Annotated in this window: 23 protein-coding genes; 10 read left to right on the forward strand and 13 right to left on the reverse strand. The window is 72.9% G+C overall.

The window, feature by feature from the left end; all coding sequences use genetic code 11:
- Positions 1–21: 21 nt before the first annotated feature.
- Positions 22–597 carry a DUF3000 domain-containing protein gene (locus AC529_RS07150; RefSeq protein WP_068754907.1) on the reverse strand — a complete coding sequence of 192 codons (576 nt, stop codon included), beginning with the start codon at positions 595–597 and terminating at the stop codon, positions 22–24.
- A 225-nt stretch (positions 598–822) separates the two neighbouring features.
- Here AC529_RS07150 and hemE point away from each other — a divergent pair, with 225 nt between their 5' ends.
- The gene (gene hemE, locus AC529_RS07155; RefSeq protein ID WP_232306669.1) at positions 823–1,791 is read left to right on the forward strand and encodes a uroporphyrinogen decarboxylase; all 969 of its coding nucleotides are present in this window, start codon (positions 823–825) and stop codon (positions 1,789–1,791) included.
- Positions 1,792–1,839: 48 nt separating this feature from the next.
- Here hemE and AC529_RS07160 read toward each other — a convergent pair whose 3' ends face one another.
- The gene (locus tag AC529_RS07160; protein ID WP_068754909.1) at positions 1,840–2,856 is read right to left on the reverse strand and encodes a DUF4349 domain-containing protein; all 1,017 of its coding nucleotides are present in this window, start codon (positions 2,854–2,856) and stop codon (positions 1,840–1,842) included.
- Between the two features lie 136 nt (positions 2,857–2,992).
- Between AC529_RS07160 and hemG the strand changes: the two genes are divergently transcribed.
- Complete coding sequence (gene hemG, locus AC529_RS07165; protein ID WP_068754911.1) at positions 2,993–4,429, forward strand: protoporphyrinogen oxidase; 1,437 nt, start codon at positions 2,993–2,995, stop codon at positions 4,427–4,429.
- A 56-nt stretch (positions 4,430–4,485) separates the two neighbouring features.
- A complete protein-coding gene (hemQ, locus tag AC529_RS07170) occupies positions 4,486–5,127 on the forward strand; it encodes a hydrogen peroxide-dependent heme synthase (protein ID WP_083948079.1) in 642 nt (213 codons plus the stop codon).
- Between the two features lie 75 nt (positions 5,128–5,202).
- Here hemQ and pssA read toward each other — a convergent pair whose 3' ends face one another.
- From pssA to msrB, 3 genes are all read right to left on the reverse strand, one after another.
- The gene (gene pssA, locus AC529_RS07175; protein ID WP_068755895.1) at positions 5,203–5,865 is read right to left on the reverse strand and encodes a CDP-diacylglycerol--serine O-phosphatidyltransferase; all 663 of its coding nucleotides are present in this window, start codon (positions 5,863–5,865) and stop codon (positions 5,203–5,205) included.
- A gap of 91 nt (positions 5,866–5,956) precedes the next feature.
- Positions 5,957–6,610, reverse strand: coding sequence for a phosphatidylserine decarboxylase (locus AC529_RS07180; RefSeq protein ID WP_068754914.1), 654 nt, complete (start codon positions 6,608–6,610; stop codon positions 5,957–5,959).
- A gap of 64 nt (positions 6,611–6,674) precedes the next feature.
- Positions 6,675–7,097, reverse strand: coding sequence for a peptide-methionine (R)-S-oxide reductase MsrB (gene msrB, locus AC529_RS07185; RefSeq protein ID WP_068754916.1), 423 nt, complete (start codon positions 7,095–7,097; stop codon positions 6,675–6,677).
- 150 nt (positions 7,098–7,247) lie between these two features.
- On the opposite strand from msrB, the gene AC529_RS07190 reads away from it, so the two are divergent.
- The gene (locus tag AC529_RS07190) at positions 7,248–7,655 is read left to right on the forward strand and encodes a hypothetical protein (RefSeq protein ID WP_068754918.1); all 408 of its coding nucleotides are present in this window, start codon (positions 7,248–7,250) and stop codon (positions 7,653–7,655) included.
- Between the two features lie 133 nt (positions 7,656–7,788).
- Here the strand turns inward: AC529_RS07190 and glgX are convergent, their stop codons facing one another.
- The 6 genes from glgX to AC529_RS07220 form a co-directional block, all read right to left on the reverse strand.
- On the reverse strand, positions 7,789–9,906 hold the full coding sequence (gene glgX / locus AC529_RS07195; protein WP_068754920.1) for a glycogen debranching protein GlgX: 2,118 nt from the start codon (positions 9,904–9,906) through the stop codon (positions 7,789–7,791).
- Positions 9,907–10,023: 117 nt separating this feature from the next.
- Positions 10,024–11,655, reverse strand: coding sequence for an acyl-CoA dehydrogenase family protein (locus AC529_RS07200; protein ID WP_068754923.1), 1,632 nt, complete (start codon positions 11,653–11,655; stop codon positions 10,024–10,026).
- Between the two features lie 206 nt (positions 11,656–11,861).
- Complete coding sequence (locus AC529_RS07205; RefSeq protein ID WP_068754925.1) at positions 11,862–12,656, reverse strand: sirohydrochlorin chelatase; 795 nt, start codon at positions 12,654–12,656, stop codon at positions 11,862–11,864.
- Positions 12,638–13,330 (reverse strand): phosphoadenylyl-sulfate reductase, encoded by a 693-nt coding sequence (locus AC529_RS07210; protein WP_068754927.1) that lies wholly within the window; start codon positions 13,328–13,330, stop codon positions 12,638–12,640. Before AC529_RS07210 ends, AC529_RS07205 begins: the two co-directional genes overlap by 19 nt.
- Entirely contained in the window at positions 13,327–13,533 is a 207-nt protein-coding gene (locus AC529_RS07215) for a hypothetical protein (RefSeq protein ID WP_068754929.1), read from the reverse strand. The genes AC529_RS07210 and AC529_RS07215 overlap by 4 nt, the downstream gene beginning before the upstream one ends.
- 36 nt (positions 13,534–13,569) lie before the next feature.
- Positions 13,570–15,264, reverse strand: a complete 1,695-nt coding sequence (locus AC529_RS07220) for a nitrite/sulfite reductase (RefSeq protein ID WP_068754931.1) — start codon at positions 15,262–15,264, stop codon at positions 13,570–13,572.
- A gap of 488 nt (positions 15,265–15,752) precedes the next feature.
- Here AC529_RS07220 and AC529_RS07225 point away from each other — a divergent pair, with 488 nt between their 5' ends.
- Together AC529_RS07225 and AC529_RS07230 are read left to right on the forward strand one after the other, a co-directional pair.
- On the forward strand, positions 15,753–16,928 hold the full coding sequence (locus AC529_RS07225; RefSeq protein ID WP_332307044.1) for a YihY/virulence factor BrkB family protein: 1,176 nt from the start codon (positions 15,753–15,755) through the stop codon (positions 16,926–16,928).
- 7 nt (positions 16,929–16,935) lie between these two features.
- Positions 16,936–17,655, forward strand: a complete 720-nt coding sequence (locus AC529_RS07230; RefSeq protein WP_068754933.1) for an HNH endonuclease family protein — start codon at positions 16,936–16,938, stop codon at positions 17,653–17,655.
- A gap of 43 nt (positions 17,656–17,698) precedes the next feature.
- Here AC529_RS07230 and AC529_RS07235 read toward each other — a convergent pair whose 3' ends face one another.
- Positions 17,699–18,910 carry an MFS transporter gene (locus AC529_RS07235; RefSeq protein ID WP_068754935.1) on the reverse strand — a complete coding sequence of 404 codons (1,212 nt, stop codon included), beginning with the start codon at positions 18,908–18,910 and terminating at the stop codon, positions 17,699–17,701.
- Positions 18,911–19,074: 164 nt separating this feature from the next.
- Here AC529_RS07235 and AC529_RS07240 point away from each other — a divergent pair, with 164 nt between their 5' ends.
- Together AC529_RS07240 and AC529_RS07245 are read left to right on the forward strand one after the other, a co-directional pair.
- A complete protein-coding gene (locus tag AC529_RS07240; RefSeq protein WP_068754937.1) occupies positions 19,075–19,704 on the forward strand; it encodes a GNAT family N-acetyltransferase in 630 nt (209 codons plus the stop codon).
- Between the two features lie 65 nt (positions 19,705–19,769).
- Entirely contained in the window at positions 19,770–21,062 is a 1,293-nt protein-coding gene (locus AC529_RS07245; protein ID WP_068755897.1) for a phosphoribosyltransferase family protein, read from the forward strand.
- Between the two features lie 145 nt (positions 21,063–21,207).
- On the opposite strand, the gene AC529_RS07250 is transcribed toward AC529_RS07245, so the two are convergent.
- Positions 21,208–21,507: a WhiB family transcriptional regulator gene (locus AC529_RS07250; RefSeq protein WP_011292307.1), complete on the reverse strand. Its 300-nt coding sequence runs from the start codon at positions 21,505–21,507 to the stop codon at positions 21,208–21,210.
- A 599-nt stretch (positions 21,508–22,106) separates the two neighbouring features.
- Here AC529_RS07250 and AC529_RS07255 point away from each other — a divergent pair.
- Positions 22,107–22,514: a YccF domain-containing protein gene (locus AC529_RS07255; protein ID WP_068754939.1), complete on the forward strand. Its 408-nt coding sequence runs from the start codon at positions 22,107–22,109 to the stop codon at positions 22,512–22,514.
- 174 nt (positions 22,515–22,688) lie between these two features.
- Positions 22,689–23,903 (forward strand): AI-2E family transporter, encoded by a 1,215-nt coding sequence (locus AC529_RS07260; protein ID WP_068754942.1) that lies wholly within the window; start codon positions 22,689–22,691, stop codon positions 23,901–23,903.
- Positions 23,904–23,962: the final 59 nt, after the last annotated feature.

Here is a 23,962-nt window from a genome sequence, read left to right on the forward strand (position 1 = left end):
GCCGACCTCTCAGGCCGGACGTCACAGCCGCGGTCTGCGGGAGATGTCGGCCACGTCCACCGGCGGCAGCCCCGCGGCGGTGGAGAGCAGGTCCAGCCAGGCCGCCGTGTGCGCGGACAGGTCCCCGTCCTCGGTCGGAGTCCAGGAGGCGCGCAGCTCCACCTCGGTCGTCGTGGGCTCACCCGCCTTGAGGCCGAACCCCTCGGTGGTGGCGCGGGTGACCGTCCCGCTCAGCGCGCGGTGCCCGACGGCCCGGGTCGCCAGAGCCTCGGTCAGCCAGCTCCAGGCCACCTGTCCGAGCAGCGGGTCGCCGGCCATGTCGGGCTCCAGCTCGGCACTGACATAGGCGACCACCCGGAAGGAGCCCGGCCAGTCCCGGGTGCCCTCGGGGTCGTACAGGACGATCAGCCGCCCGAAGGCCGCGTCCTCCTCACCGGCGCGCACCGTCGCCGACATCGCCGCCGCGTACGGGGCGAGCCGCCGCGGCGCGGGGATGTCCTCCAACACGATCTCAGGCCGCACCGTTCGGGCGCGCAGGCTCGCGACCGCCCGCGCGAACACGGGAGGGGCCTCGTCGGCCCTGCTGTGAGGGGGCATGGTGGAAGCTCAGCCTTAATCTTTCGGGTCACCGGAAGGGCACGGCACGACGGTGGCACGAGACCCGTTGCGGTTCGCAGACTTTTGTCGGCGTGTCGGAGTTTCGTGATGATCTTGGGACATGCCGTACGGTCACCTGGGGAGCATGGCACGATCGGAAGCGTGACGCTACAAGACTCTGCTTTCCTCCGGGCCTGTCGGTGCCAGCCGGTCCCGCACACCCCGGTGTGGTTCATGCGCCAGGCGGGGCGCTCCCTGCCCGAGTACCGCAAGCTCCGCGAGGGCGTGGCGATGCTGGACGCCTGCGCTCGGCCGGACATGATCGTCGAGATCACCTTGCAGCCGGTGCGCCGCTACGGCGTGGACGCCGCGATCTTCTTCAGCGACATCATGGTCCCGCTCAAGGCCGTCGGGGTGGACCTGGACATCAAACCCGGCGTCGGCCCGGTCGTGGCCGCACCGGTCCGCGGTCCGGACGACGTGCGGCGCCTGCGCGACCTGGAGCCCGACGACGTGCCGTACGTGACCGAGGCGGTCGGGGAGCTGGTCGGCGAGCTCGGTGACCGGCCGCTCATCGGCTTCGCCGGGGGGCCGTTCACGCTCGCCTCCTACCTGATCGAGGGCGGTCCGTCCCGGCACCACGAGCACACCAAGGCCCTGATGTACGGCGAACCCGCGCTGTGGGCGGAACTGATGCGGCGGCTGTCGGCCATCACCCTGGAGTTCCTGCGCGTGCAGATCGCCGCGGGCGCCAGCGCGGTGCAGCTGTTCGACTCCTGGGTCGGCGCACTCAGCCCCGAGGACTACCGGACCAGCGTGCTGCCGTACACGCAGCAGATCTTCGCCCGGCTCGCCGAGTACGACGTGCCCCGCATCCACTTCGGCGTGGGCACCGGGGAGCTGCTCGGGCTGCTCAGCCAGGCCGGGGCCGACGTGGTCGGCGTGGACTGGCGGGTGCCCCTGGACCGGGCGGTGCAGCGGGTGCAGCCCGACACCGCCCTGCAGGGCAACCTCGACCCGGCGGTGCTGTTCGCCTCCTGGCGGGTGGTCGCCGAGCGCACCGACGACGTGCTGGCCCGGGCCGAGGCCGCCGACGGGCACGTGTTCAACCTCGGCCACGGGGTGCTGCCCACCACCGACCCGGCCGTGCTGGAACGGCTCGTGGAGTACGTGCACACGCGCACCGCGGGCTGAGGCCGCGGTGCGCCCCGGCGCGCACGGACCGGGTCGGCGGGGCCGGGATCAGTCCCGCTCCGGCCCGTCCGCGCCCTCGTCGGCGGAGGGGGCCGGAGCGTCGGCGAGGGCGTCCGCACCGGCCTCGGGGGAGGCGTCCGCGGCCGCCTCGGGAGCGGGCGCGGCCTCCGTCGGCTGCGCGGCCCCGGCTCTGCGGGCGCGCCTGCGGCGGCGCAGCCACACCAGCGGCGCGGCCACCACCGCGGCCAGGGCGGCGAACGGCAGCAGCCAGCCGACGGCCACGACCACCACGTCCAGCAGGGTCAGCAGGGCACGCCAGCCCGCGGCCAGGCCGCCCAGGAAGCCGGGGGAGTCCTCGTCGTCCGGGGGCACCTGGGAGGAGGGCAGGGTCAGCTCCAGGTCCACCGTGGCGTAGGAGGTCGTCTCGGCCAGGGCGCGCTGCCGCGCCTGTAGGGCCTCCAGGTCGGCCTGGCGGGCGCTGATCTGCTCCTCGATCTCCAGGATCTCGCTGACCTTGTCGGCCTCCTCCAGCAGGTCGCGCAGCCGATCCAGGGACGCCTCCGCCGAGGCCACGCGGCTGTCGACGTCGGCGACCTCCTCGGTGACGTCGTGGGTGTACTGCTCCAGGTACTGCCGCTTGCCCAGCGCGGCGAACTCCTCCAGTGCCTCGTCGTAGGAGTCGGTCGGCACCCGCAGGGTCAGGCGCACCACCGGGTTCTGCCCGGCCGTCGAGTCGATGAACTCGGCGGCGACGTAGCCGCCCTTCCCGCGCACCCACTCCTTGGCCTCCGCCGCGGCGGGGTCGAGCTCCTCGACGACGACGCTCATGGAGGCGGTGCGCACGACCTCCCGTTCGGCCGCCTCCCCCAGCGGGGCGGAGGCTTCCGACGCCCCGTCCGACGTGGTTGTGACGAACTCCTCAGAGACTGCGTCGGGGGCGGCGGGGGCCGCGTCCGACGCGCCCGGCCCGTCGGAGGAGGAGCCGCATCCCGCCAGCAGGAGAACGGCCAGAAGCGCGCTGATCGGTGCCGCACCCCGGCGGAGCGGCCGGGGGCGTCGGGACACTGGGGTCTTCATGGCCGGTGCGACGCCCCCGCGAATCCGGAGGTTCCCGGCAAGCGGTAACACAACGGTCACGGTTTCCGGTCGCGGAAACGGGGGGTGCTGCGCGGAGGCCCGAGGTGTCTGGAAAGCTGGCGGCATGGACACCACACCACACACCGTGGTGGTCGGTGGCGGCGTGTCCGGACTGGCCGCCGCGCACCGGCTCGCTCGCAGCGGGCACCGCGTCACCGTGCTGGAAGCCGCCCCGCGGCCCGGCGGCAAACTCGCGGTGGAGAAGATCGCGGGAGTCCCCGCCGATGTCGGCGCCGAGGCGGTCCTGGCCCGCCGCCCGGAGGCGCTCGCCCTCATCGACGAGCTCGGCCTCGGCGAACGGGTCACCCACCCCGGTACCGTGACCTCGCAACTGTACAGCCGCGGCAGGATGCGGGACTTCCCCGAGGGCCACGTCATGGGAGTCCCCGGCGACCTGCGGTCACTGGCCCGCAGCGGCGTCCTCACCCCGGCCGGGGTGCTGCGCGCCGCCCGCGACCTGGTGTGGCCGGCCACACCGGTCCGCGCGGACGTCCCGGTCGCCACCTACGTCGGGATCCGGATGGGCCGGGAGGTCGTGGACCGCCTCGTGGAGCCGCTGCTGGGCGGCGTGTACGCGGGCCGGGCCGACCAGCTCTCCCTGGACGCCACCCTGCCGCAACTGGCCCCGGCCGCGCGCACCGAGCGCTCCCTGGCGGCGGCGGCGCGCGCCGTGCGCGCCCGCTCCGCCGCCCCCGCCGCGGGGCCGCCGTCCCCCCTGTTCGCCACCCTGCGCGGCGGACTGGCCACCCTGGTCGACGCCCTGGCCGCGCAGCCGGAGGTGACCGTCCACACCGCCACGCCGGTGCGGGAGCTGCGCCGTACCGACCGGGGCTGGCGCCTGGTCGCGGGCGACGGCGAGCGCGCCCGGGCGATCGAGGCCGACGCCGTCGTCGTGGCCTGCCCCGCACCCGAGGCGGCCCGGCTGCTGCGTCCCGTCGCGCCGCGCGCCGCGGTGGAGCTGGGGGGCATCGCCTACGCGAGCATGGCCGTGGTCACCCTGGCCTACCCGGTCGCCGCGTTCCCCTCCCCGCCCGCCGCCAGCGGCTTCCTGGTGCCCGCGGTGGAGGGACGCGCCGTCAAGGCCGTGACCTTCAGCAGCGTGAAGTGGCCGTGGCTGGCCGAGGAACTGCGCGCCGCCCACCCGCAGACCGAGACGGTGCTGCTGCGCTGTTCCCTCGGCCGTTTCGGCGACGCCGGGGTGCTGGACCGCGACGACGACGCGCTGGTCGAGCTGGCGACCTCCGACCTCGCCGACCTGTGCGGGGTGTCGGGGCCGCCCGTGGACAGCCACGTCACCCGCTGGGACGCCGGGCTGCCCCAGTACACGGTGGGTCACCGCGACCGGGTGGCCCGGATCCGCTCGGCCCTGGAGGGCCTGGACGGCATCGCGGTCTGCGGTGCCGCCTACGACGGCGTGGGCATCCCCGCCTGCCTCGGAGGGGCGGAGGAGGCCACACGCCGGATCATCCGAACGACCGGACGACAAAGGAGTCACACGTGAGCACGGAACACACCACTCCTGATCCCGAGGAGCTCAACAAGCTGATCCGCTACACCATGTGGTCGGTGTTCCGGTTCGGGGACGTCGCGGCGCTGGACCGCGCCGCCGCGGGCGACGAGCTGGCGGGACTGCTGGCGGCGGCCGAGGAGAAGGGCACGGTCACCCGGGGCGTCTACGACGTGCAGGGCTTCCGTGCCGACGCCGACGCCATGTTCTGGTGGATCGCCGACACCCCCGAGCAGCTCCAGGCGGTCTACACCGACTTCCGCCGCACCGCGCTGGGCCGGACCGCCACCCCGGTGTGGTCGGCGGTCGGCCTGCACCGTCCGGCGGAGTTCAACCGGGGCCACGTCCCGGCGTTCCTGGCGGGCGAGAAGCCGCGCGACTACCTGTGCGTCTACCCCTTCGTGCGGTCCTACGAGTGGTACCTGCTGCCCGAGGAGGAGCGCCGCCAGATGCTCGCCGAGCACGGCCGCATGGCCGCTCCCTTCCCGGACGTGCGCGCCAACACGGTGTCCACGTTCGCGTTGAGCGACTACGAGTGGCTGCTCGGCTTCGAGGCCGACGAACTGCACCGCATCGTCGACCTGATGCGCGCCCTGCGTGCCGCGGCGGCCCGCCGCCACACCCGGCTGGAGGTCCCCTTCTACACCGGTCGGCGCAGGAGCGTCGCCGAACTGGTCGAGTCGCTGCCCTAGCCTTCGGGCCGTCAACGACGGGGCCACGGCGGCCCGGGAGCGTCTGCTCCGGCCGCCGCGGCCCCGGACGCCGGTTCAGGAGCGCCTGCGCAGCGAGACCGGTGCCAGCACCAGCACCACCAGCATCAGCAGCGCGCCGAGGGAGAGCAGCAGCTTCCCGCCGGGCGCGTGCATCGCCCATGCGGTCAGGCAGCCCGCGCCGCCGGCGAGGCAGGCGAGGACGGCGTAGGCGGAGCGGCCCCGCGGCTTGGGGTAGCGGATGTGGCTCACCATCAGCCAGGCCACCGTCAGGATCGCGATGCTGCCCAGGTAGACCGGCGGGTGCAGCAGCACGATGACGACGACCGCCATCGCGCCGAAGGGGCTGGGCAGTCCGGTGAAGTGGCGCTCCCCGGCTCCCTGGAAGGAGAAGCGCGCCAGGCGCACCACGACCGCCAGCAGCACCGCCGCCGCGACCACGAGCGAGAGCAGTGACCCGGCGGAGTGGGAGAACGACCCCCACAGGACCACGAAGAACGCCGGGGCGACCCCGAAGCTGATCACGTCGGCCAGGTTGTCCAGCTCGGCGCCCATGACGCTGCCGCCGAACCTGCGGGCCACCCGTCCGTCGAACAGGTCGAAGGCCGCCGCACCCAGCAGCAGGACGATCGACGTCGCCACCGCCTCGCGCGGCAGCGGGCCGGGCAGCCCCGCCGAGCTGTGCGCCAGTTGCGCGGCGACGAGCTGGCAGACCGCCATGAAGCCGCACAGGGCGTTGCCCAGGGTGAAGTAGTCGGCCACGGACAGCCGGGGGTTCGCGGCGATCGGGTCCGACGGTGCGGTCGTCGGGTCAGTCGCGGTCGAGACGGGTTTCGCCGGCGCGGACCTTCTGGCCAACCTCCACGGCAGGCGCGACACCCGGGGGGAGATAGACGTCGACCCGAGAACCGAACCGGATGAGACCGATCCTCTCGCCCTGCTCGACCTCCGTACCGACCTGGTGATACGGGACGATGCGGCGGACCATCGCCCCGGCGATCTGGATGACCGTGACTTCGCCCATTTCGGTGTCGAAGGTCCAGATGACGCGTTCATTACGTTCGCTGTCCTTGTCGAAGGCCGGGAGGAAGCCACCGGGACGGTGCTCGATCCCGGTCACCACGCCGGCGATAGGGGCCCGGTTCACGTGGACGTTCAGGGGGTTCATGAAGACCGCGATCCGGGTTCTGCCGTCGGGCAGCGGATCGACGCTCTGGACGACACCGTCGGCGGCGGAGAGGAACCGCCCGCTCGCGGGGCCGCGGTCGGGGTCGCGGAAGAACCACGCCATCCCCGCAGCGAGGCCCACCACGGGGACCGCGAGCGCCTTGCGCGCCCGTGATCCCCGGCTGGCGAGCACGGCGATACCCGCGGCGGTCAGTGCGGGGACCAGCCAGGGGGCAGAGCCGCGGGCCATTCGCGGGACCAGCCGCCGGGGGACGGCCGGATGTCGGTCGGGGGTCATAGGGGGAAACCTTCGTCGCAGAAGTGCCACATCAGAAAGGGGACGGATGACATGAAGAAGGATGCTATTCCACTGTGTCCTCCGCTTCCAACGTCAAAGCCACAGAATTGATGCAGTAGCGGTCGTCGGTGGGGGTGGGGTAGCCCTCCCCGTGGAACACGTGGCCCAGGTGGGAGTCGCACCGGGCGCAGCGGACCTCGGTGCGCACCATGCCCAGGGAGTGGTCCTCGTGGAGGGTCACCGCGGAGCTGTCCGCGGGGTCGTAGAAGCTCGGCCAGCCGCAGTGGGAGTCGAACTTGTGCTCGGAGCGGAACAGTACCGCACCGCACGCGCGGCAGCGGTAGACGCCGCGCGTGGTCGTCGACACGTACTCGCCGCTCCACGGGCGCTCGGTGGCGCCCTGGCGCAGGACCGCGAACGCCTCGGGGTCGAGGATCGCCCGCCACTCCTCCTCGGACCGGTTGACCGGTGGGTTCTTTTCGCTCATGGAACGACGCTACCCGGTTCTGCATGGTAGGGGCTGCACCGGAATGCAAAGCCGCTCCTGACGCTTTCTGTCCTTTTTATTCACCGATGGGCAGTTCTCCGTTGCCGGCGATCGGGTAGCGGGCCGCCGAGCGAGAGCACGGAGGTGGACATGTCCGTCGCACACCGGCAGTCGATCGGCCACCGCCGCCCGACCGCGGTGCGGCCCCGCGGACGGCAGCGGCTGAGGCACGTCAAGCACGCGCTCGGCCGCGGCGCCGCCGAGCGGTCGCGGACCCCGCTGGCCTGGCTGGAAGGGCTCGCCGCCCAGGACTGGTCGCGCCGCCGCCCGCTGTCCGACCGCGACCTGCTGCGCGTGCTGGTGCTGGTGGGAGTGGCCGCCCTCGCCGCCGGGCTGCTGGCTGCCGACGCCCTCGCCGGCTGGGCCAAGACCTCGGGGGACCTGCCCTCCGCCCTGCTGTGCACCGTCCTGGTCGCCGGGCTGCTGGCCGCGGCGGCGGTCCCGGTACGGGGGGAGCTGCGCAGGAGGCGGGCAAGGGTGCGCGACGGCGTCGGCTGAGCTCGGCGGGGCGGGCCGGAGCCGTCCTCTCCGGCCCGCCCCGCCTGCGGTCCGCCCCGCACCGTGTCGGATGCACCGGCCGCGCAGGAGGATCCCGGAGCCTGCGCCCGCGGTCCGGCAACAGCGGGACCCCTCAGTCCCCCGAAGCCTCCCCCACCCTTCTGAGCACGAGAAACGCCCGGTCGACCACGGTCACGCCGCCGCCCGCGAGCAGGAGGGGACGACCGGTCACGCCGGGTTCGGCCGTGTCCACAACCGTCTCCCAGGCCGAGCCGTAACTGCGGTCCGGCAGGGTGAAGCGCACGCTGCCGACCTCCGCGTTCAACAGCAGCAGGAACGAGTCGTCGCGCACCCGGCGGCCCAGCCGGTCGGGCTCGGTGATGGCGTCGCCGTTGAGGAACACCCCCAGCGCCCGCCCGCCCCGACCCCAGTCGGAGTCGGCCATGAGCCCCCCGTCGGGGCGCAGCCAGGCGATGTCGCGCTGCCGGCCCTGACCGGACAGGTCGCCCTGGAAGAACCGGCGGCGGCGGAACACCGGGTGCCCGCGGCGCAGTCGGGACAGCCTCCGCACGAACTCCAGCAGCTCCTCCTGCTCCTCGCCCAGCTCCCAGTCCATCCAGGCGATCTCGTTGTCCTGGCAGTAGGCGTTGTTGTTGCCGTGCTGGGTGCGGCCGATCTCGTCGCCGTGCGAGAGCATCGGCACGCCCTGGCTGAGCATGAGCGTGGCGAGCATGTTGCGCACCTGGCGGCGGCGCAGCGCGGTGACCTCCGGGTCGTCGGTGGGCCCCTCCACGCCGTGGTTCCAGGAGCGGTTGTCGTCGGTGCCGTCCCGGTTGTCCTCCCCGTTGGCCTCGTTGTGCTTGCGGTCGTAGGAGACCAGGTCGGCCAGGGTGAAGCCGTCGTGGCAGGTGACGAAGTTGACGGAGGCCACCGGGCGGCGCCCGTCGGCCTGGTACAGGTCGGAGGAGCCCGACAGTCGCGACGCCAGTTCCGGCAGGACCGGGTAGCCGCGCCAGAAGTCGCGGACGGTGTCGCGGTACTTGCCGTTCCACTCGCTCCACAGCGGCGGGAAGTTGCCCACCTGGTAGCCGCCGGGACCCACGTCCCACGGCTCGGCGATCAGCTTGACCTGGGAGATCACCGGGTCCTGCTGCACGATGTCGAAGAACGTGCTGAGCCGGTCCACGTCGTGGAACTCCCGGGCCAGCGCCGAGGCCAGGTCGAACCGGAACCCGTCGACGTGCATCTCCAGCACCCAGTACCGCAGCGAGTCCATGATCAACTGCAACGAGTGCGGGTGCCGCATGTTGAGGCTGTTGCCGCAGCCGGTGTAGTCGAGGTAGTAGCGCCGGTCGTCCTCGCGCACCCGGTAGTAGGCCAGGTTGTCGATGCCGCGCAGCGACAGCGTCGGCCCCATGTGGTCGCCCTCGGCGGTGTGGTTGTAGACCACGTCGAGGATGACCTCGATGCCCGCCTCGTGCAGGGCCTTGACCATCGCCTTGAACTCCTGGACCTGCTCGCCGCGGGTGCCGGTCGCCGCGTACCCGCTGTCGGGCGCCAGGAACGCCAGCGTGTTGTAGCCCCAGTAGTTGGTCAGGCCCCGCGCGACCAGGGCGTGCTCGGGCAGGAAGTGGTGGACCGGCATCAGCTCCACCGCGGTGACGCCGAGCGCGCGCAGGTGGTCGACGACGGCGGGATGGGCCATGCCGGCGTAGGTGCCGCGCAGGCGCTCGGGCACCTCGGGGTGGCGCACGGTCATCCCGCGCACGTGGGTCTCGTAGATCACCGTCTCGTGGTAGGGGACGGCGGGCCGCTTCTCGTTGCCCCAGTCGAAGAACGGGCTGACCACCACGCACTTGGGCAGGTAGGGGGCGCTGTCGTGGTTGTTGACCCGCGACGGGTCGTCGAAGTGGTAGTCGAACAGCGACTCGTGCCACTCGATCCGCCCGTCGATGGCCTTGGCGTAGGGGTCGACCAGCAGCTTGTTCGGGTTGCAGCGCAGGCCGCGCGCCGGGTCGTGGGGGCCGTGCACCCGGTAGCCGTAGCGCTGCCCCGGCCCCACCCCCGGCAGGTAGCCGTGCCAGACGTGGCCGTCCCGCTCGGTCAGCTCGATCCGGGTCTCCGCGCCGTCGTCGTCGAACAGGCACAGCTCCACCCCGGTGGCGACCTCGGAGAAGAGCGAGAAGTTCGTCCCGGAGCCGTCGTAGGTCGCTCCGAGCGGGTAGGGGGTGCCGGGCCAGACTTCCACCATGGGCGTCGCTGTCCTTCTGCACTGCGGGGTCGCGGACGGAGAAGTTGTTCCGCCATCGCGCACGGTCTATGCCTGCGCGCGGCCATCGACACCCGATTGTGCCGCCCGCCTGCGCCGTCAGCGGCGCGGCCGGGCGCGCTCCAGGATCGCCGCGGTGTCGGCGGACGCCGGCAGCATGCCCGGGACACGGCCCCACCCGCCGTCCAGCCGCGAGGCCACGAAGGCGTCGGCCACGGCCGCCGGTGCGTGCCGCACCAGCAGGGAGGCCTGGAGGCACAGCGCCATCGCCGCCACCACCGACCGGGCCCGGTACTCGGCGGACTCCGGGGCGGCCAGGTCGGCCAGCAGCCGCTGCACGGCCGCGTCCAGCCGCGGATCGGCGCCCTCGGCCAGGGCGAGTTCGGCGCGGAACGCCTCGACGCTGTCCGGCTCGCGGCGCATGGCCCGCAGCGCGTCCAGGGCGGTGACGTTGCCGGACCCCTCCCACAGCGAGTTGAGCGGCGACTCGCGGAACAGCCGGGGCATGCCGGACTCCTCGACGTAGCCGTTGCCGCCCAGGCACTCCAGGGCCTCGGCCACGTGCACCACCTGGCGCTTGGTCACCCAGAACTTGCCCACGGGCACCGCCAGGCGGCGGAACGCGGCCTCGCGCGCGTCGCCGCGCACGGCGCGGTCGGTTGCACCGGCCAGGCGTAGCATGAGCGCGGTGGCGGCCTCCGACTCCAGGGCCAGGTCGGCCAGCACGTTGCGCATCAGTGGCTGCTCGACGAGCCGCTTTCCGAAGGCGCGGCGCTCGGCGGCGTGGTGGAGCGCCTCCGACAGTGCCGCGCGCATACCGGCGGCCGAGCCGATCACGCAGTCCAGCCGGGTGGCGTTGACCATCTCGATGATGGTGCGCACCCCCCGCCCCGGCTCCCCGACCAGCCAGGCGTGCGCGCCGTCGTACTCCAGCTCCGCCGAGGCGTTGGACCGGTTGCCGAGCTTGTCCTTGAGCCGCTGGATGCTCAGCGCGTTGCGGGAGCCGTCCTCCAGCACCCGCGGCACCAGGAAGCAGGTCAGCCCCTCGGCGGTCTGGGCCAGGGTGAGGAACAGGTCGCCCATGGGCGCGGAGGTGAACCACTTGTGCCCGCGCAGCCGGTAGGTGCCGTCGGGGGCGGCCACCGCGCGGGTGGTGTTGGCGCGCACGTCGGAGCCGCCCTGCTTCTCCGTCATGGACATGCCCGCCAGCAGGCCCCGCTTGGTGTGCGGGGGCCGCAGCCCGAAGTCGTAGACGCGCGCGGTCAGCAGCGGCTCGAACCGCGCGGCGAGGTCGGGGGCGTGGCGCAGGGCGGGCACGGCGGCGTAGGTCATGGAGATCGGACAGCCGTGCCCGGCCTCGGCCTGGCTCCACACGAAGAACTTGGCGGCCCGCGCCACGTGCGCCCCGGCCCGGTCCTCGGCCCACGGCGCGGCGTGCAGCCCGTGGGTGACGGCGGTGTCCACGAGCACGTGCCAGGCGGGGTGGAAGTCGACCTCGTCGATGCGGTGGCCGTAGCGGTCGTGGGTGCGCAGCACCGGGGTGCAGGTGTTGGCCTGCTCGGCCCAGGAGCGGGCGCTGGCGCTGCCCGCCAGCCGGCCCAGCTCGCGCACCTGCTCGACCGCCCAGCCGCCGCCCTCGCGCTCCAGGCCCTCCAACAGGGCGGGGTCGGCGGAGACGTCGTAGTCGGCCAGCGGACTGGGCTGGTTGAACACCTCGTGCGTGGGTGCCATGACCGACGCAGACCCCCTTTCCCGGTCGGGTACGCCGGACACCCAGGCTAGCCGGACGGGGCGCGCCGCGCCGCTGCCGCCCGTGCGGTCGGCCTCCCGGAGCCGGCGGAGCGCCCGACGCGGCCCCGCCCCGGAAGAGGGGCACACCAGCGCGGGGCGCCCCGGTCCGCTTCCGGACCGGGGCGCCCCGCGCGACCGGATCGGGCTCAGCGCACGGCGGAACCCGAGACGTACTCCGCGCGCAGCGCCGCGTCGTAGCGGTGCAGCACCACCTCGGCCAGCTCCGGGCAGTCGCCCAGCGCGGCGGAGACCACGTGCGCCCCCGCCTCCAGGGACCGGGTGCGCACCCGGTCGGCGAAGAAGCCCGCCGCCAGCAGGTAACTGGCCACCGCGACCCGCTCCGCCCCCGCCGCGAGCGCCGCACGCACCGCCTCGTCGGGGGAGGGGGAGGACGCCGACGCGAACGCGGCGCGCACCTCGCGCCACGGCCCGCGTGCGGCCAGCTCCCGCGCCGCCGCCTCGACCACCGCGTTGGCCTGGGCGTCGCTGGACCCCGCCGAGGCCAGGACCAGCGCCGTGCCGGGGCCGGGCGCGGCTCCGGCCTCGGCGAGGCGCCGCTCCACCGCGTCCAGCAGCAGCGGATGCGGGCCGAGCGTGTCGGCGTAGCGGACGCGCAGCCACGGGTAGTCGCGGCGCACCCGCTCCAGCTCCCGGGGCAGGTCGACCTTGCTGTGGTAGGCGGCCGTCAGCAGCGTCGGCAGCACCACGACCTCGCCCGCGCCCTCCGCGGCGAGCTCGGCCACGGCCGAGTGCGGGTCGGGCGCGACGTGGTCGAGGTAGCTCACCCGCACGTCCAGCCCCGGACGCAGCCGCCGCACCCGGGCGAACAGCGCCTCGACGGTGGCCGCCGACCGGGGGTCGGCGCTGCCGTGCGCCACGGCGACCAGGGGGATCCCGCTGGGGGAGGGCGTCCGGCGGCCGCTCACACGTGGAGACCGCATTCGACCTTCCCCGTCCCCGCCCAGCGTCCGCTGCGCGGATCGGCCCCCTCGGCGACGCGCTGGGTGCACGGCGCGCAGCCGATGGAGGGGTAGCCGTCGTACTGCAACGGGTTGACCAGCACCCCGTGCTCGGCGATGTAGGCGTCCACGTCGTCCTGGGTCCACCGGGCGATCGGGTTGACCTTGATCTTCCGCTTGCGGGCGTCCCACTGCACCACGCCCACGTTGCGGCGGGTCACCGCCTCGTCGCGGCGCAGCCCGGTCAGCCACGCGTCGTACGGCTCCAGCGCCCGCTGCAACGGCTCCACCTTGCGCAGGTGGCAGCAGAGGTTGGGGTCGCGGCCGTACAGCCGGGGACCCAGGTCCCGGTCCTGCTCGGCCACCGTGCGCGTCGGCTCCACGGTGATCAGGTTGACCGGGTAGGTCTGCGCGACGGCGTCGCGGGTGCCCAGCGTCTCGGGGAAGTGGTATCCGGTGTCCAGGAAGATCACGTCGATCCCCGGCACCACCCTGGACACCAGGTCCACCATGAGGGCGTCGGCCATCGACGAGGTCACGCACAGCCGGTCGCCGAAGGTGTCGGCGGCCCACCGGATGATCTCGGTGGCGCTGGCCTCCTCCAGTTCCGCGGCTGCCTCGGCGGCGAACGCCGCACCGTCGACCGTGACGTTCAACGGTTCTCCTCCCCGCTCGGCGTGGTGTGTCGGGTGTCGGTGAAGGCGGAGGCGCGCAGGCCCACGAACTTGACGCGGAACACCCGGGCGCACGAGCCGCACTCCCAGGCGTAGCCCTCGCCCCTGGTCCCGTCGCCCTCGTGCGGCTGCAAGTCCTCGTCCCCGCAGTAGGGGCAGTAGTAGGGGGCGGCCCGCTCACTCACGGCCCAGGCCCCCTTCCGCGCTCCCGGTCCGGCGGCTCACTTGAGGTCCGCCTCGTCGGCGCGCGCCACCCACTCCGCGAAGGTCTCGCCGTCCTGCCGCTGCTCGGTGAAGCGCCGCAGCACCCGCTCGACGTAGTCGGGCAGGGCCTCGGCGGTGGTCTTGAGACCGCGGATCTTGCGGCCGAACCCGGACTGCAAGCCGAGGCCGCCGCCCAGGTGCACCTGGAAGCCCTCCACCTGGTTGCCGTCGGCGTCGACGACCAACTGGCCCTTCAGGCCGATGTCGGCGATCTGGGTGCGGGCGCAGGCGTTGGGGCAGCCGTTGACGTTGATGGTCAGCGGCTCGGTGAAGTCGGGCAGGCGCCGCTCCAGCTCGTCGATCAGGTGCATGGCGCGCTGCTTGGTCTCGACGATGGCGAGCTTGCAGTACTCGATGCCGGTGCAGGCCATCGTCTGGCGGCGGAAGACGCTCGGGCTGACCTGCAAGTCCTCGGCCTCCAGCGCGGCCACGACCGAGTCCAGCCGGTCCTCGGTGATGTCCAGCATCACCAGCTTCTGGTCGGCGGTGGTGCGGACGCGGTCGGAGCCGTGCGCCTCGGCGATGTCGGCGATGCGGCCCAGCAGGGTGCCGCTGACCCGGCCCACGCGCGGGGCGAAGCCCACGTAGAAGCGGCCGTCCTTCTGGCGGTGCACGCCCACGTGGTCGCGCCGGGTGCCCGGGTCGAGCTCCGGAGCGGGGCCGTCGGGCAGCGAGTAGCCCAGGTACTCCTTCTCCAGCACCTCGCGGAACTTCGCCACACCCCAGTCCTTGAGCAGGAACTTGATGCGGGCGCGGTGCCGCAGGCGGCGGTAGCCGTAGTCGCGGAAGACCGAGCAGACCCCCGCCCACACCTCGCTGACCTGGTCGGGGCGGACGAACGCGCCGAGCCGCTGGGCGAACATCGGGTTGGTGGACAGGCCGCCGCCGACGAACAGGTCGTAGCCGGGCTTGCCGTCGGGGCCGATGACGCCGACGAAGGCCACGTCGTTGATCTCGTGGTTGGTGCAGTGCACCGAGCAGCCGTCGACCGCGGTCTTGAACTTGCGCGGCAGGTTGGAGAAGAGCGGGCTGCCGATGTGGTCGGCGACGATCTGGCGGATGTGCGGGGTGGAGTCGATGATCTCGTCCGCGGCGATCCCGGCCAGCGGACAGCCCAGCATGCCGCGGGGGGTGTCACCGCACGCCTCCGTGGTGGTCAGCCCCACGCTCTCCAGCCGCTCCCACATGGTGGGAACGTCCTCGATCTGCACCCAGTGCATCTGGATGTTCTGCCGGTCGGTGATGTCGGCGGTGTCGCGCGCGTAGGCGGTGGACAGCTCCGACAGGACCCGCAACTGGGCGACGTTGAGCTGCCCGCCGTCGGTGCGCACCCGCATCATGAAGTAGCGGTCGTCGAGCTCCTCCGGCTCCAGCACCGCGGTCTTGCCGCCATCGATGCCTGGGGCGCGCTGCGTGTAGATCCCGTACCAGCGGAAGCGTCCGCGCAGGTCGGCCGGGTCGATGGAGTCGAAGCCCCGCTTGGAGTAGATGTCGATGATGCGCTGGCGGACGTTGAGCCCGTCGTCGTTCTTCTTCGTCTCCTCGTTCTTGTTGAGCGGCTCGCGGTAGCCGAGAGCCCACTGCCCCTCGCCTCGGCGCGGGCGCGTCGTCTTCCTGACGGGGCGGCCGGTCGGTGTTGATGCGGACGGCATCGCTGGTCCTCCGAGTCTGTGACGTCCACCGGGGGCGCGGACCGTGACTCTGCGAGTCCGGTCGAACGCGGTCGGGTTGCGGTCGGGGGCGCGCCTCGGACCGAGGCCCGTCCGGCCGGACTCCCCACGCGGCGGGCGGAGCGGAGGAAGGAGGGGCAACGTCGGCGCCGAGCGCGCCCGAAGGCGGAACTGCTACAAGGCGGCTGAGAGATCAGGCGACGTTGCGACAGATGGCGCTGCGGACCCGAAGGTAATCCACGTGGCGTCGCACGCAGAGCATGGGGTCGATGGCAGCAGTCATGACAACGACAATGTCATGACCCTGAAACATTTGTCTACCCGGCAGGGGGGAAAAAGAGGTCGTGAGGCGTGTCACAAGAGGCCGGGGCGGCGGTCCCGGTCACGGACCGCCAACGGAACGGCGTGGAAACGACGACGGTCCTCCCCACTCCTGGGGGTGTACCGGCAGCTCGGCTATGTTCGGAAGAGTGCTGCCGAAATGGGTGAACCCGGAATGGGTCCGCGAGACGGTCGAGACCTGGCCCGACCGCCACCCCCGCTCCGGGACCGCCGCCACGCTGGTCGTGCGTACCGTGCGCTCCGCGATGCGGGTCCGCGTCCTGGGCCTGGCCGCCGAGTCCGCCTTCTTCTCCCTGCTGTCCCTGCCCGCCCTGCTGCTCGGCCTGGTCGGCGCGCTGGGCCGCCTCAGCTCGGTGCTCGGCCGCGAGACGGTCCTGGAGATCCGCGCCTGGATGCTGGACCTGGCTGCCACCGTGCTGACCGCCGAGACGGTGGACACCGCGGTCACCCCCCTGGTGGACGACTTCCTGGACGGCGCCGGCAGCGGGGTGCTCTCGCTGAGCTTCCTGGTGTCGCTGTGGTCCGGCTCGCGCGCGATGAGCGTGTTCATCGAGGCCATCACCATCGCCTACGGACTGGACGGGGTCCGCGGCTACCTGCGCCGCCGCCTGCTCGCCTTCGTCGCCTACCTGGGGGCGCTGTTGTTCGCGCTGGTCGTGCTGCCGGTCATCGTGGCCGGCCCGGACGTGGTCCGCGCGCTGCTGCCCGCCGCGTCCGGCTATCTGCACCTGTCCTACTGGCCGCTGGTGGGCCTGCTCTGCCTGGTCTGCATCGTCGCCCTCTACACGCTGAGCGTGCCCGTGCGGACCCCGCCGGTGCGGCAGTTGCCCGGCGCGGCCGCGGCGGTGCTGATCCTGCTGCTCGGCGCGGTGGGACTGCGGTTCTACCTCAACGCCTCATTCGGACAGGCCGATCTCTACGGGTCGCTCACCGCGCCCATCGTCATCCTGATCTGGCTGTACCTCATGGCCGTGGCGGTGCTCGCCGGATCCTCCCTCAACGCCGAGATCGACGCCCTGTGGCCGACCCCCGAGACCGCCCAGGCCAGGGCCGCGCTCGCCGCACGCCGCCAGGCCAGGGCCAAGCGCCTGGCGGAACGCCACGAGGAGGCCCTGCAACGCCTGGCGCGCGACTCCGAACCGGAGCGCAGGGTTTCCGAGCCGGAGACGGGGAAAGAACCTGATCGTCGGACTCTCCCCAGCTCAGAGCCGGTCCGCACGCAGGAGCCCGCCCCCCGTACCCCGGTCGGTTCCACCGCCGTGACGGAGCAGGCCACGACCCCCCGACCACAGACAGGAGACTGAGACCCGCATGCCCCCCGCATCGCACAACAGAAGAACGCGCCTCCGCCTCGCGGCTGCCGCAGCCGCGGCCGTCCTCGCCCTGACCGGCTGCCAGGCCCTCGACGACCTGCTGGCCGAACTGGAGGAGATCGAGGCGGACGTGCCCGCCACGGCCGAGTCGCAGGCGCCCGAAGGCGACGCGGACGCGGTCGAGGCCCGGCAGCGGCTGGGGGAGATCCCGATCGCCGAACCCGCCCCGCGCGGCGACTACGACCGCGACGAGTTCGGCAGCGGATGGATCGACACCGACGGCAACGGCTGCTCCACCCGCAACGACATCCTCGCCCGTGACCTGGAGAACGTGCAGCTCGCCTCCGACGGCTGCAAGGTCCTCTCCGGCACGCTGCACGACCCCTACACCGGTGCGACCATCGAGTTCACCTCCGAGAAGCCGCAGGCGGTGCAGATCGACCACGTGGTGCCGCTCTCCCTGGCCTGGCGCATGGGCGCCAGCCGGTGGGACCGCGACACCCGCGTGGAGTTCGCCAACGACCCCGGCAACCTGCTGGCCTCCGACGGCCCGGCCAACCGGGAGAAGAGCGACTCCGGTCCCGGCGAGTGGCAGCCCTACGAGGGCTTCCAGTGCACCTACGCCGTCCTCTACATCGACGTGCTGTACCGCTACGACCTGCCGGTGTCCGAGCAGGACTACGAGGGCCTGTCCGCCATGCTCGACACCTGCGCCTGACCGGGCCGGGGCGCGGGGCCGGGCGCCCCGCCCCGCCGCCGCGTCAGCCGCCTCCCGCGGGCTGCTGCGGGCGCAGGCTCCACGCCAGGCAGGCCGCCACCAGCGCGGCGGCCGGGACGAGGACCAGGCCGGCCCGCAGCGAGACCGCGTCGGCGACCAGGCCCACCACCGGCGGGAAGGCCAGGAAGCCCAGCCGCGCCAGCCAGGACACCGCGGCCACCCCGTCACCGCTGCGCACCCCCGGGACCTCCCCGGCCGCGGCCAGGGTCAGCGGGAACAGGGTGGCCACGCCCAGCCCGCACAGGGCGAAGCCCACCACGGCCGTCGCCACTCCCGGCAGCAGCAGCGCACCGCCCAGGCCCGCCGCCGACAGCAGCAGCCCCGTACGGGCCACCGCCACCGCTCCGAAGGCGTCGGTGAGCCGGTCGCCCACCAGCCGCCCCAGCGTCATCATCGCCTGGCAGGCCATGAACGGCAGTCCGGCGAGGAAGGACGCCGCGCCGATCTCGTCGAGCAGGTAGACCCCGCCCCACGAGGCCGCCGCGTCCTCGACCGCGCCCGCCAGCATCAGCAGCGCGCCCAGTGCCGCCACCAGCCCCAGCGCCCTGGCGGTCGGCCGGAGCCGGGAGCCGTCCAAGGTGTGACCGTCGGCGCGCTCGGCGTGCTCGGGGCCGCTCAGCAGCATCCGGGAGGAGGCCAGCGACACCGCGGTGAGTGCCACCGCCGTTCCCACCAGGTGGAGCAGCAGGGGAACGCCCAGCCCGATCGCGGCCGACCCCAGCAGGCCGCCCGTGACCGCCGCGATGCTCCACACCGCGTGGAAGGTGTTGATGATGCTGCGGCCGTAGCGGCGCTGCACCCGCAGCCCGTGGGCGTTCATCGCCGAGTCGGCCCAGGTGTCCGCGGAGCCGATGACGAACAGCGCCGCCGCCAGCACCCACCAGTTGGGCGCCAGCGCGACCACCGGCAGCATCCACGCCGACAGCAGGCCGCAGACCACCGCGGTGCGTCCGCTGCCGAACCGGGCGATGAGCGGCCCGGCGAGCATCCCGGTCAGCAGCGCCCCCAGCGGCATGGTGGCGATGGCGGTGCCCAGGGCGGCGTTGGACAGCTCCAGGTTGTCCTTGATCGCGGGCAGCCACGGCACCACGGAGGGGTAGCCGAGCCCGTTGACCGTGAACAGCCCGGCGACGCCGAGCCGCGCGCGCCGTGCCTCGGCGTCGGGCGCGGACGCAATCGGCGGATGATCGGACAAGAGGGCCTCCAGCGCAGGGTTGGAACGGAGCGACCCGCACCGCCGGGGCCAGCGCAGATCACTCCGGGTGATCCTAGGCCCCTCCACGGAGGTTGCGTAATCCCCCGAACGCCACTAGATAGGAGGTCTGCGTACCTCCGGCACGGGTGAGGGGGCCTTCCTCGGTGATCGACGTGAGCGTGCTGCGACGCAAGCCGGTGCTCGTGGGGGAGCGGGTCAGGCTGGTCCCCCTCGCACCCGAGCACGCCGACGCGCTGTACGCCGCGATGCTCGACCCGGAGATCCGGCGCCTCACCGGCACGCACCGCCTCCCCGACCGGCGGGAGGTCGAGGAGTGGTGCCGCACCCGCGCCGACGACCACGAACGGCTCGACCTGGCCATCCTCGGCAACCCCGACGACCGGTTCTACGGCCGACTGTCCCTGACCGACATCGACGTCCACAACGAGAGCGCCGCCTACCGCATCGCGCTGTCGTCCATCGAGTTCACCGGGCGCGGCCTGGGACAGGAGGCCACCCGGCTGCTGCTGCGCTACGCCTTCGAGGAGGTGGGGCTGCACCGGGTCTGGCTGCGCGTCTACGCGTTCAACATGCGCGCCATCGCCGCCTACCGCGCCTGCGGCTTCACCGTCGAGGGCCGACTGCGCGACGCCCTGCTGTGGGAGGGGCGCCGCCACGACGCTCTGGTGATGTCGGTGCTGGCGGACGGGGCGTCCGCGGCGGAGGGGACCAAGGGGCCGATCACCACTTCTTTACCCGTTGACAGGGGAAAACAACCGACTCCGAGGGGTTGACGGGCACCGCGGAGCGGGTAGGGCAGTAACGCTCTGCTTGCCCGAACGAGTCTGCGGTGGTCGCTGTGAGTCCACTACCCGTATCGCTGCCCTTCCCCGACCGGACTGCGGCCGGGCACCGGCTCGCCGAACGCGTGCGCTCGGTCGCCGGAGCCGCTCCCGTCGTCGTCGCGCTGCCCGGCAACGGGGTGCGGGTCGGTGCGGAACTGGCCCGGCTGCTGGACGCCCCGCTGGACGTGGCGGTGGTGGAGCGGGTCGTCCTGCCCGACCACCCCGGGGTGGAGCTGGGCGCGGTCACCGAGGACGGGCACGTCTGCTACGACGACGCCGCACTGGCCCGGCTGCGGATCCCGCGCAGGCGGCTCTCCGGCGCGGTCGCGGACGCGCGCGTCCGGGTCGCGCACCTGCGCGAGGCCTACCGGGGGGCGCGGGCCATGCCGCAGTTGACCGACCGCGACGTGGTCGTGGTGGACGACGGCGCGGCCACCGCCGGCACCGCCCGCGCGGCGCTGCGGATGGTGCGCCGCCACCGACCGGCGCGGCTGGTGCTGGCCCTCCCCGTGGCCTCGGCCGAGGCGGTGGAGGACCTGCGCGCCGAGGCCGACCGCATCGTGACGCTCGCCGTGCCCGACCACTTCCGCTCCCTGGACCACTGGTACCGGGACTCCGGCGGGCTGGACGAGGGACAGGCGGCCGCACTGCTGGCCGAGCACCGGGACCTGGGGGAGAGCGGGGACTCCCGGCAGCGGGCGCGCATCGAGGCGGACGGCACCGAGCTCGTCGGGGAGCTCGTCGTGCCCTCGGTGGTGCGCGGCACGGTCGTCCTGGCCTCGGGGCACGGCCGCCTCACCCCCCACAACCAGGCCATCGGGACGGTGCTGCGCGCCGCGGGGTACGCGACCCTGCTGCTCGACCTGCTCACCCCGGAGGAGACCGGTACCGAGACCGAGGAGGTGGACCCCGGCCTCCTGGGGGAGCGGATGGCGGCCGGGGTGGACTGGGTGCGCCGCACGCCCGCGGTGGCCGACGCGCCCGTCGCGCTGCTGGGCACGGGACGGGCCGCCCCGGGAGCCCTGGAGGCCGCCGCGCTGCGGCCGGAGGAGGTGGCGGCGGTGGTCACGCACGGGGGCCGCGTCGACCTGGCGGACGAGGCGCTGGCCAGGGTGCGCGCCCCCACCCTGGTCCTGGTGCAGGGGAGCGACTCCTTCGTGCGCGAGCTCGCCGAGTGGACTCTCGCGCAGGTGAGCGCGCCCACCGCGCTGGAGGCGGTGGCGGGCGCCGAGCAGTTGCTGCACCGTCCCGAGGAGTGGCGCCGCGTCGGCGTGCAGGCGGCCGAGTGGTTCGACCGTCACCTGTGACCGGATCCGGCCAAGTGCCGGAAACAACACCGTGGCGCCCTTGACGCGAAGCGTCAGGGCGCCACGGTGAACGACCGTCGGGGTCGGGCGATATCGCCGGTGTGGGAGGGAACGGTGAAGAGTACTCCCAGCCGGGGCGGCAGAATCAGGCTGCGTTGGCGCGGCGCATGCGACGCCGGCGCTCGGACGCGCGCTCGTCCTCGTTGAGTCCACCCCAGGTGCCGTACTTCTCGGGACGCGAGATCGCGTAGTCGAGACACTCGGTGCGGACAGGGCAGTGAGCGCAGATCTCCTTGGCCTTGCGCTCGCGGATCTCCCGTTCCGGCTGGCGTTCGCCGTCGGGGCCGAAGAAGAGCACAAGGTCCTCGCCCCGGCACGCGGCGGCATCCTGCCACCCCCAGCTCGGGCGGGGGCGCAGCGTGGCCTGCCGGCGTACCTGAGACATGGTTGAACCACCTCTACATGAAATCGCTGTAAGCTGTGTGCAAGCTTGATGAACAAACCGGGTAAAGCCGCGTGAGACACCCAGCACAGCAGTAACGCTGTGCTCCGCTCAGGTGTTCCCGTGAGGTTGAGAGCACTTGGCACAGATTCGCCGGAACCGGCGAGTGCTCACGCTGAAGGCTGCGGAGGCGATGGAAACGCTCTCCCTGCGAGCCGGTACGTAATCATGCCATCCCCGGTCCCGATTTCGCACGGGGGTGGGGAAATTACTCGCCCAACCGTTATCGAAATCGGATCTTCGGCCCGGAAGCCCCGGAGCGAGTCCGGGACCCGGTTGAAGATGTGCATGACCCGGGCCACGGACCCGAGTACCGTCCATCGTATGCGGGCGCCCGGTCCCCGGCCAGGGTGCGGGTCTGATAACCGGATCACAGTCCGGCGGTCCGTGCCGCGGACGGCGGGCGCGGCTCTCCGGGCCGGGAACGGGCGGTCCGGGGGATCCGGAACTCCGGTCGGCGCCCCGCCGTCATACCCGTGGAAGCCCGGCCGCGCGCGATTGCGGCCGGAGAGCGCAGAACCGGACAGAAAAAGGTGTGCCTCGTGGCCCTGCTGCGTTTCGTTCTCAACGTCATCTGGCTGTTCGTCGCGGGATTCTGGCTGGCGGTCGGCTACGCTCTCGCTGGACTGATCTGCTGCGTCCTGGTGGTGACGATTCCCTTCGGCGTGGCTTCCTTCCGCATGGCCGGCTACGCGCTGTGGCCGTTCGGGCGGGAGCTGGTGCGCAAGCCCGGAGCGGGCACCGGCAGCACCGTCGCCAACATCATCTGGATCATCGTGGCCGGATGGTGGCTGGCCCTGGAGCACGTCGCCACCGCGTTCGCGCTGGCGGTCACGGTCATCGGCATCCCCATGGCCTGGGCCTCCCTCAAGCTCATCCCGGTCGCCCTGGCGCCGTTCGGCAACGAGGTGGTGCCCGTCGGATCGCAGCGCAGCACCTGGGGTATCTGACTCTCCGGGCGAACCGCGGACGCCGCAGCCCGAGAGGTGCCACCATTGACGGGGCACGCGGGGCCCAGACACGACAATCGGGAAGAGGGGATCGGAGTGCGCTGGAAATGGCCGAGCGGATGGCCGCTCGGGAGGAGCGTCGGACGCATACGGCTGCCCGAGCGGGAGGTCCGCGTGGTGGTGGAGGAGGCCCCGCCCGTCCCCGACGTGGAGGACGACCTGCTGCGCAAGGTCAGCGACGCCGCCTGGCGGCTGCTCGTCATCGGCGTGGTGGTCGCGCTGATCCTGTGGGGCGCCATCTACATCCGGGTGGTGGTCATCCCCGTCATCCTCGCGGTGTTCGTCACCGCGCTGCTCATGCCGCCCACCGAGTGGCTGCGCAGACGCGGGCTCGGACGGGGGCTGTCCACGACCGTCAGCGTGCTGGGCGCGGTCGTCGTCTTCGGCGGGGTCGTCACCCTCATCGTGCTGCCCGCGGTCTCCGGCTTCGACGCCATCGTCGCCAGCATCAACGAGTCGATCACCACCCTGCAACAGCTCGCCTCCTCCTTCGGGATGGACGACCGGCTGATCAACGACTGGGTCGCCAGGGCCCAGGAGTGGATCCAGCGCAACAGCAGCCAGTTGATCAGCGGCGCCTGGGCCGGTGCGGTCGCGGTCGGCGAGGTGCTGGTCGGACTCATCCTGGTCATCGTGCTGACCGTGTACTTCGTGCACTCCGGCGACGAGCTGATGCGGTGGGTGCGCTCGCTGTTCCCGCTGCCCACCCGCCAGGCGCTGCGGGTCGCCGGGGACGTCACCTACGACGTCATGGGCCGCTACGTGCGCGGTGTGGCGCTCGTCGGCCTCATCGACGCGATCGGCATCGGCGCGGTCCTGCTCTTCGTGTTCTGGGACGACCTCTCCCTGGTGATGCCGCTGGTCATCCTCACCTTCATCGGCGCGTTCCTGCCGATCATCGGGGCGTTCCTGGCCGGACTCGTCTCGGTGCTGGTGGCGCTGGTGGTCGAGGGGCTGTGGATGGCGCTGGTCGTGCTGGCCGGGACGCTGGCCGTGCAGCAGTTGGAGAGCCACATCATCGCCCCCCGCGTCTACGGGCGCTCCCTCGAACTGCCCTCGGCCGTGGTCCTGCTCTCCATCTCCGTGGGGTCCATCATCGGCGGCATCACCGGGGCGTTCCTGGCCACGCCGATCGCCGCGGTGCTGGCCGCGCTGCTGCGCAACCGGCCGTTCGCCACGGCCGAGGCGCACACCCAGGAAGTGCAGAAGGCGGAGGGGACAGGCCCGGACCGCCCCGCCGTCCCGCCCCCGGTCACGGCACGGCCGACCGGACGCCCCGAGGGCGGGGAGACGGCGGAGGAGCGCCGCACCGGCGGCGCCGGGGAATAATCGGTGTGCGCGAGCCGTCGAAGCGAGAGGACCGGCGGTTCCCGCGCACCGCAGCGACT

Origin of the sequence: Thermobifida cellulosilytica TB100 (assembly GCF_001517975.1) — a bacterium.
In the GTDB taxonomy this organism is placed as follows: Bacteria; Actinomycetota; Actinomycetes; order Streptosporangiales; family Streptosporangiaceae; genus Thermobifida; species Thermobifida cellulosilytica.

Coding starts and splice junctions, on each gene's coding strand:
- AC529_RS07205 (WP_068754925.1), bottom strand. CDS start 12,656: ATGCGGTCTCCACGTGTGAGCGGCCGCCGGACGCCCTCCCCCAGCGGG.
- AC529_RS07220 (WP_068754931.1), bottom strand. CDS start 15,264: ATGCCGTCCGCATCAACACCGACCGGCCGCCCCGTCAGGAAGACGACG.
- hemG (WP_068754911.1), top strand. CDS start 2,993: ATGGACACCACACCACACACCGTGGTGGTCGGTGGCGGCGTGTCCGGA.
- AC529_RS07250 (WP_011292307.1), bottom strand. CDS start 21,507: ATGTCTCAGGTACGCCGGCAGGCCACGCTGCGCCCCCGCCCGAGCTGG.
- AC529_RS07190 (WP_068754918.1), top strand. CDS start 7,248: ATGTCCGTCGCACACCGGCAGTCGATCGGCCACCGCCGCCCGACCGCG.
- AC529_RS07230 (WP_068754933.1), top strand. CDS start 16,936: ATGCCCCCCGCATCGCACAACAGAAGAACGCGCCTCCGCCTCGCGGCT.
- AC529_RS07150 (WP_068754907.1), bottom strand. CDS start 597: ATGCCCCCTCACAGCAGGGCCGACGAGGCCCCTCCCGTGTTCGCGCGG.
- AC529_RS07200 (WP_068754923.1), bottom strand. CDS start 11,655: ATGGCACCCACGCACGAGGTGTTCAACCAGCCCAGTCCGCTGGCCGAC.
- hemQ (WP_083948079.1), top strand. CDS start 4,486: ATGTGGTCGGTGTTCCGGTTCGGGGACGTCGCGGCGCTGGACCGCGCC.
- AC529_RS07180 (WP_068754914.1), bottom strand. CDS start 6,610: ATGACCCCCGACCGACATCCGGCCGTCCCCCGGCGGCTGGTCCCGCGA.
- pssA (WP_068755895.1), bottom strand. CDS start 5,865: ATGGCGGTCTGCCAGCTCGTCGCCGCGCAACTGGCGCACAGCTCGGCG.
- glgX (WP_068754920.1), bottom strand. CDS start 9,906: ATGGTGGAAGTCTGGCCCGGCACCCCCTACCCGCTCGGAGCGACCTAC.
- msrB (WP_068754916.1), bottom strand. CDS start 7,097: ATGAGCGAAAAGAACCCACCGGTCAACCGGTCCGAGGAGGAGTGGCGG.